Source organism: Pseudomonas fluorescens, from assembly GCF_041354075.1.
Lineage (GTDB): Bacteria > Pseudomonadota > Gammaproteobacteria > Pseudomonadales > Pseudomonadaceae > Aquipseudomonas > Aquipseudomonas fluorescens_CE.
Genome location: NZ_JARZGC010000003.1, coordinates 65,980 through 73,233 on the forward strand (window position 1 = coordinate 65,980; position 7,254 = coordinate 73,233).

Consider the following 7,254-nt stretch of genomic DNA (forward strand, 5'->3'; position numbering starts at 1 on the left):
GACCACCCCGAAAACGCCTCTCCCCTCACATGCCCGCAGGATGCCTTATGAGTTGGATCAATGACGCAAAACTCTCGACCAAACTGATCACAGCCTTTGCGCTGTGCGCCTTCATCACGCTGGGAGTCGGCGTGCTGGGGAGCAACGGGGTGAGCGAGCTATCGACCAGCTTGCGGTCGGTGTTCAACAACAACCTGGTCGCGGTCGCCGGCATCGGCCAGACCAAGATCAAGGCAGTCGGACAGACTCGAGACATGTACCGGCTCTACGTCGCCACGGCCGCCGGCTTGCCGCAGAGCACCAAGGATGAATTCCTTGCCTCCATGAAAGCCAACCAGCAGGCCAGCGAAAAAGCCTTCGTCGAATACCGCAAAACCAAGCTGGCGGACGACGAACGCGCCGCCGGCGACCGGATGGAAAAAGTCTGGCCGACGTACCAGGCGATCGTGCAGAAGTACCTGGAGTTGATGAAGGCCGGCGACCTGGAGAACGGCCGCGCCTTGCTCATGGGTGATTTGCAGAAGACCTACCGCGTGGTCATGGACGAATTGACCATCATGACCGACTCCAACGACAAGCAAGTCAGCGAAGCCGCGAAAAAATCGATCGAGTCGGAATCGTCCGCCAAGACTTCGCTTTACATCGGCATCGTGCTGGCCTTCCTCGCCGCGATCCTGCTTGGCCTGTTCATCAGTCGCCTGATCAGCCGCCCTATCGCCTACGCCGTGGCCAGCGCCCGCAGCATCGCCGGTGGTGACCTGACCCAGCACATCACCAGCACCGGTCGCGATGAGGCCGGCCAACTGCTCACGGCACTGGCCGACATGCAGGGCAGCCTGAAAAGCACCATCGAGCAGATCGCCAGCGCTGCAGACCAGTTGGCGTCCGCCGCCGAAGAGCTGACCGCTGTCACGGACAATGGCAGTCGCGGGCTGATTCGCCAGAACGACGAGATTCAACAGGCAGCCACCGCCGTCACGGAAATGACCTCCGCCGTGGAAGAAGTCGCGCGCAACGCCGTCTCCACTTCGGAAGCGTCCCAGGCGACCAGCCTGCAAGCCAGCAATGGCCGCGACCAGGCGCGAAACGCGGTCTCGGCGATCAACAACGCCACCACCGAAATCGCCACCTCCACCACCATGGTCAAGGACCTGGCGGAACAGGTGCGGGACATCGGCAAGGTGCTGGATGTGATTCGCGGGATCGCCGAGCAGACCAACCTGCTGGCACTGAACGCCGCCATCGAAGCGGCCAGGGCCGGTGAACAGGGCCGCGGCTTTGCCGTGGTCGCCGACGAAGTCCGCGCCCTCGCGGCCCGAACCCAGGCCTCCACCGGCGAGATCGAAGGCATGATCAACAGCGTGCGCAGCAGCGCCGACGAAGCCGTAGGTGCCATGGGCAAAAGCCAGTCGCTGGTCAGCGAAACCCAAACCCTGGCACAGGCCACGGGCCAGGCACTGGAGCTGATCGCCGACGGCATCTCCCAGATCAACGACCGCAACCTCGTCATCGCCACCGCCTCCGAAGAACAGGCCCACGTGGCCCGCGAAGTGGATCGCAACCTGGTCAACATCCAGGACCTGTCCACGCAAACGGCGGCGGGTGCACACCAGACCAGTGCGTCGACCCAGGAATTGTCGAATCTGGCGGCGTCGTTCAATACGTTGGTGAGTCGGTTTCGGTTGTGATGGCTCGATAATTCGACTGAGAATGTTTGGGCGAAAGGTCAGCGTGCAATGCGCTGACCTGGCGGGATGAAGATGGTGTCCTCAAGGACACAGAGCGTACAGCTTTTTTCTGCCTCCTTGCCGGGAGGGTCATACCCTTGAAACCAGAATGGCCAATGCCCCTCTGCAGCCAAGCCTCTCGGTCGATTACAAGGGATGACGATCACATGGATGACAAGGAGCGACTCGATTTTGCAGAAAAGGTTTATTACTACGAGTTGGAAAGAAAAGAAAAACTGATAGCGCGTTTAAGCCTGCCGCTTGCAATCCTGGTCGCCTTGCTGAGTTTCTTCTCCTACCCCCTTCACAAGGCGCCCTCCACTGCCGATGGCAGCGTGGGCGTGTTTTTCTGGATCTCCTACTGGTATGCCTGCATATGTCTGGCGGTGGGCGTCTGGAATTTCTGGCGAGCATGGAATCTTCGAGTCTTCGATAAAGCCCTTTCCACTCTGGAAGATATCGACGCGTACAGGGTACAGATGCTGAAACTCTACGCAGATTTCGATGATGGCGAGGAGGAGACGAACAAGCAGATGTCCATATTCATTTACAATCAATACGTCACGGGAGCAACCACGAACGCACTGAACAATGATCGCCGCCTGGAGTACTTGAATGAGCTTTCCACGTTCATGGCGGCGACAATCCTGTTTGCACTGTTATCGTTCGTTCCGTTCTACGTTTTCCACCATCCTTAGGTGATCGAAATGACAACGCAGAAGCCACCACCACCGCCCCCTCCGCCAATGCGCTTTGTGCGAGACGACAAGCCTCGCCCCAACTCGCCACGGCCATCTGAGGCTCCCAAGCGACCGCGCTGACATATGGTACGCAGAGGTATTACCTGCCAGCTACGGAGTCACCTCATTGGTGTTGGTGCGACGGCTCGACGTGTCAACTGCTCAACCAGCACGCTGCTCAGGGCCAGAGACTTGGCTACTACACCTGAATGAAAAAAAGCCCCGCCCGAACACTGCCCGGCGGGGCTTTTTTTGACCTGCGCTACCACCCTGCAATCACCCACAAATCGATTGCCAGCAGAATGACTCGAAAGGCCAGAGTTAGATGGTGTCCCAGGCGGGGTTCGAACCTGCAACCTTCCCCTTAGGAGGGGGATGCTCTATCCAATTGAGCTACTGAGACACGAGTCGGCCACGAGAGAACGCGGCGCGATGGACGGCGTGCATGTTAACGGGCATGCCCGCGTTTGTCATGTCGTCCGTGGGGCTTTTTAAGTGTAGGCAGGCGCGCTCCTGCAAGGTGGGAATTGTTTGTCGGGCAAATTGCATCACTGCAAAATGCTATCAATGCAGATTGCAATGCGGCCTCACCTCCAGACTAATCTAACGTATTGTTTTTAAATGATTTAATAGACGTTAGACTGTTGGCACGACGGCTGCTTTCCTTGTTCGCAAAGAACAATGGAGGCCCGCCTCATGAACAGCGCCCTTTTAGTCTCGAATGCCGTCGCCCTGGCGATTGTGCTGGGGTTTCAGTTGGCCCCTGAAAACGGCGCCGAATCCGTCGCCCAGCACATGCCTCACTACCTGCAATTGCAGAAGGCGCCGCAATGGGCAGTGCAGGGTGACCAGCAGAACGTGATCGGCCAAGCCGTCACCCAGGACAGTTATTCGTCACCGGCGCCCTCTTCCGAACGCCTGGTATTTTGACCCTATCACCGAAGGAGCACAGCATGTCCAAGTCAGCCGCAGGATTTTTCATCCTTGCTCTTCTGAGCGGCATTCTTCATTTGTCTCTGGCGCAGGACTCGCCGGTGAGCGCAGCGCTGATTGCCTGTGGTGTGTTCTCATTCCTGTTCGTGCTGGCGCTGATTGCCGGTCGCCGGATCAAGTTCGATCCTGTTCTGCGCTGATTCGCAACACGCTGAGTAAATGTTCGACCGTCGCAGCCAGGTCGCCGGAGTTGTCCAGGTGATGAATGCGGCCATCTCCCTCATCGTCCCCGAACATCCGATTACGCAGCAACCGCGCCTCAATCTCCGCCAGGCTTTCACGCCCACGCTGTAGCAGCCGATCGCGCAGCACGTCATCGGTCACCGTCAACAGAATCGGCAGCAACCTTGGGTAACGGACCCGCGCCTGATTCAAATGTCCTCGAGACCCATTGACCAGCACATCGCGCCCGGCAATCAGCCATTGGTCGATCGACGCCGGGATCGCGTAGTCCAGACCGTTGGCATGCCAATGCAGCGCGAAGTCCCCTTGCTGCTGGCGGCGCGCGAATTCTTCGCGAGAAACGCCAATGGCATCCTCCCCCACCGCTTCCGCCGAACGCGTGATGATCCGGCGCGCCACTTCGCAGCCTCGCGCCTGCAAACGCCGTCGCGCGGCGTCGATGAGGCTGTCCTTGCCGGACCCGGACGGCCCCATCAGGTAAATCAGCCTGCCATCCATCCTGAATCAGCCTCTATGATCGAATTGCCACTAGTAAATCGGCCATTTGCCACTATTCTGTATAAGATAAGGAAATGTGAAGCAGTTCGCATTGTTTGCCCTCGAGAGGTCTTCCGACACCGCCTGTCGGGCAACAGGACGCGGCCAGTGATACGGATCCGGGTTCGCTTTTCAAACCAGTCCGCATTTCTGATAATTGGTGCTGGCAAAAAGCCTTTATCCGGTTCAATATTTGTCACAGAATTGACGCCAATGAACTGGCTACTTTGAGGCATGATGCGAGCCTCTTTCAATTCAGGTTGAACATTTGGCCAGAGCGCTTGTCCTAACTGACATCGTGCGGCCAATCCCGAGAACCGCTCCCCTGAACTAACCGGTTAAATATATGCGCCCAGCGAAACAGGCAATTTATTCCAGCCGTACGGCTGACAAGTTTGTCGTACGTCTGCCAGACGGAATGCGTGAACGCATTGCCGAGGTGGCCCGCAATCACCATCGCAGCATGAACTCCGAAATCATTGCGCGCCTGGAGCAGAGTCTTATTCAGGAAGGCGCACTGGGTGACGAGCTGAGCATGCGCCTTGACAGCCCGGAGCTGTCTCTGCATGAACGCGAACTGCTGCAACGCTTCCGCCAACTTTCCCATCGCCAGCAAAACGCCCTTGTCTCGCTGATTGCCCATGATGCCGAAATGGCCGCAGACGCTTCCTGATCCACCCGAAATTTAAAAGCCAGCCTGATCGCTGGCTTTTTTTTTCGCCTGAAATTCACTCACAAAAAACCCGCCAATGGCGGGTTTCAAGTACAAGCGGGTCAGAGCAGGAAGATCGTTGCCAGCCCCAGGAAGATGAAGAAGCCGCCGCTGTCGGTCATGGCCGTGATCATCACGCTGGCCCCCATCGCCGGGTCGCGCCCCAGGCGCGCCAGGGTCATGGGGATGAGCACCCCCATCAACGCGGCCAGCAGCAGGTTCAGCGTCATGGCGGCGGTCATCACCACGCCCAGCGACCAACTGCCGTAGAGCATGTAGGCGACCACACCAATCACCCCACCCCATACCAGGCCATTGATCAGGCCCACCGCCAGCTCCTTGCGCATGAGCCGCGAGGTATTGCCGGTGCTCACCTGGTCCAGCGCCATGGCGCGAACGATCATGGTGATGGTCTGGTTACCGGAGTTGCCGCCAATGCCCGCCACGATCGGCATCAGGGCCGCGAGCGCCACCAGCTTCTCGATAGAACCTTCAAACAGACCGATCACGCGAGAGGCAATGAAGGCGGTGATCAGGTTGATCGCCAGCCAGGCCCAGCGGTTGCGCAGGGACTTCCAGACCGAGGCGAAAATATCTTCCTCTTCACGCAGACCCGCCATGTTGAGAACTTCGCTTTCGCTCTCTTCACGAATCAGGTCGACCATTTCGTCGATGGTCAGACGGCCGATCAGCTTGCCGTTCTTGTCGACCACCGGCGCCGAGATCAAGTCATAACGTTCGAACGCCTGGGCGGCGTCGTAGGCGTCTTCGTCAGGGTGGAAGCTCACCGGGTCGCTGGCCATGACCTCCGAGACCTGTTTGTCCGGATCGTTGACCAGCAGGCGCTTGATCGGCAACACGCCCTTGAGGATGCCGTCGTAATCGACCACAAACAGTTTATCGGTGTGCCCCGGCAGCTCCTTGAGCCGACGCAGATAACGCAGGACCACTTCGAGACTGACATCCTCACGGATCGTCACCATCTCGAAGTCCATCAGCGCACCGACCTGCTCCTCGTCATAGGACAACGCGGAGCGAACGCGCTCACGCTGTTGCGCATCGAGGGTTTCCATCAGCTCATGAACGACGTCACGCGGCAGCTCGGAGGCAATGTCGGCGAGTTCGTCGGCATCCATGTCCCTGGTCGCCGCCAGGAGCTCGTGATCGTCCATGTCGGCGATCAGGGTTTCACGGACCGCGTCGGAAACTTCGAGCAGGATGTCGCCGTCACGGTCGGCCTTGACCAACTGCCACAGCGTCAGACGATCGTCCAGCGGCAGGGCTTCAAGGATGTAGGCGACGTCGGCGGAGTGCAGGTCATCGAGCTTGCGTTGCAGCTCGACGAGATTCTGCCGGTGGACCAGGCTCTCGACCCGGTCCTGGTTCGGGCCTTGCTCGCGGTGCGTCAGGTCTTCGACCATGCGCTGGCGCTGCAACAACTCGACGACCTGCGCGAGACGGTCCTGCAGGCTGTCTTGAGTTTTCTTTACTTCAATTTCGGACATAGGCGAACTCCACTCCCAGCAGCGGAGCACGCCGGGAGGATCAATCAGTCAATTCTTGATTGGAACAACGGTTTACTGAATTTCTACTGGGTAAGTCCATGGAGGTATTCCACAAGCCCCGGCGGGGCTGACGGGCGCAATGATACACCGCCCGACGGTTTTTAACGTTAAAAAATCTTGGCTGAAACAAGCGCTTGCGAGACAAACCTGAGCGTCATCCTGATTCATAAAAATGCGACGACTCATTCTGAAAAGAAAACACACCCGCGCTGAAAAATGTACGGACTAACCTTGAATCAGACCGTCATGGAGGACGATTGATGCCATCGGATGCACATTCTTTTTTGCTGACCACCCTGCTCTGCCTGCCGATCCCTGCAGGGGCCGCGACGGTTCACCGATGCGAGTCCAGCGGCGGTCATATCACTTTTACCACCCAGGGCTGCGCCACCGGGGACAGGCTCTCACTGCAGGAGGTGCGCACGTTCACGCCTGGCAGCACGGTCACGCTGATGCCGGAAGCCGAACCTCGCAAGGCACCCGAGCACCTGCGAAAGCAGCCCACGGTCGTCGGTCAGAACGAGGACGCCTGCGGCAATGTGATCAGCGCCCGGGAACGCCGGGAAGCCATCATCAACCAGCGGATTGTCGCGGGCATGAGCCGGCAGGACGTCGAAAGCGCGCTCGGCAGGCCCGACAGGATTACCGTGCGCAACGCTGCCACGAGTTACCGTTACGACACCCGGCGGGGTCGCAGTGCTCATGTCGAATTCGATGAGAAGGGATGCACGAAAGGAAAAGCTGAATCCCGGAAAGCAGAAAGCCCGCGTCGTTAGACGCGGGCTTTCTGTTGTATG

General features: G+C 58.5%; 8 protein-coding genes, 1 tRNA gene and 1 pseudogene. 7 read left to right on the forward strand and 3 right to left on the reverse strand.

Translation table 11 applies throughout. From position 1 onward, the window contains the following. Positions 1-47: 47 nt before the first annotated feature. The 3 genes and pseudogenes from QIW53_RS27270 to QIW53_RS04550 form a co-directional block, all read left to right on the forward strand. Positions 48-830: pseudogene (locus QIW53_RS27270) on the forward strand (MCP four helix bundle domain-containing protein); the annotation flags it as partial. Then, the gene (locus QIW53_RS27275; RefSeq protein WP_442439641.1) at positions 825-1,688 is read left to right on the forward strand and encodes a methyl-accepting chemotaxis protein; all 864 of its coding nucleotides are present in this window, start codon (positions 825-827) and stop codon (positions 1,686-1,688) included. The pseudogene QIW53_RS27270 and the gene QIW53_RS27275, both read left to right, overlap by 6 nt. Before the next feature lie 206 nt (positions 1,689-1,894). Then, entirely contained in the window at positions 1,895-2,425 is a 531-nt protein-coding gene (locus QIW53_RS04550; protein ID WP_371048492.1) for a hypothetical protein, read from the forward strand. 368 nt (positions 2,426-2,793) lie between these two features. Here QIW53_RS04550 and QIW53_RS04555 read toward each other — a convergent pair. After that, positions 2,794-2,870, reverse strand: a tRNA-Arg gene (locus QIW53_RS04555). A 293-nt stretch (positions 2,871-3,163) separates the two neighbouring features. Here QIW53_RS04555 and QIW53_RS04560 point away from each other — a divergent pair. Beyond that, positions 3,164-3,397 (forward strand): hypothetical protein, encoded by a 234-nt coding sequence (locus tag QIW53_RS04560; protein ID WP_371048493.1) that lies wholly within the window; start codon positions 3,164-3,166, stop codon positions 3,395-3,397. Between the two features lie 23 nt (positions 3,398-3,420). After that, positions 3,421-3,600 carry a PA3371 family protein gene (locus QIW53_RS04565; RefSeq protein ID WP_371048494.1) on the forward strand — a complete coding sequence of 60 codons (180 nt, stop codon included), beginning with the start codon at positions 3,421-3,423 and terminating at the stop codon, positions 3,598-3,600. Here QIW53_RS04565 and phnN read toward each other — a convergent pair. Further along, positions 3,575-4,141, reverse strand: coding sequence for a phosphonate metabolism protein/1,5-bisphosphokinase (PRPP-forming) PhnN (gene phnN / locus QIW53_RS04570; protein WP_371048495.1), 567 nt, complete (start codon positions 4,139-4,141; stop codon positions 3,575-3,577). The two genes, QIW53_RS04565 and phnN, sit on opposite strands and share 26 nt — an antisense overlap. Positions 4,142-4,526: 385 nt before the next feature. Between phnN and QIW53_RS04575 the strand changes: the two genes are divergently transcribed. Beyond that, a complete protein-coding gene (locus tag QIW53_RS04575) occupies positions 4,527-4,853 on the forward strand; it encodes an Arc family DNA-binding protein (RefSeq protein WP_371048496.1) in 327 nt (108 codons plus the stop codon). Positions 4,854-4,954: 101 nt separating this feature from the next. Here the strand turns inward: QIW53_RS04575 and mgtE are convergent, their stop codons facing one another. Further along, entirely contained in the window at positions 4,955-6,397 is a 1,443-nt protein-coding gene (gene mgtE / locus QIW53_RS04580; protein ID WP_371048497.1) for a magnesium transporter, read from the reverse strand. A gap of 320 nt (positions 6,398-6,717) precedes the next feature. Here mgtE and QIW53_RS04585 point away from each other — a divergent pair, with 320 nt between their 5' ends. Next, positions 6,718-7,233: a cell envelope protein SmpA gene (locus tag QIW53_RS04585; RefSeq protein WP_371048498.1), complete on the forward strand. Its 516-nt coding sequence runs from the start codon at positions 6,718-6,720 to the stop codon at positions 7,231-7,233. Positions 7,234-7,254: the final 21 nt, after the last annotated feature.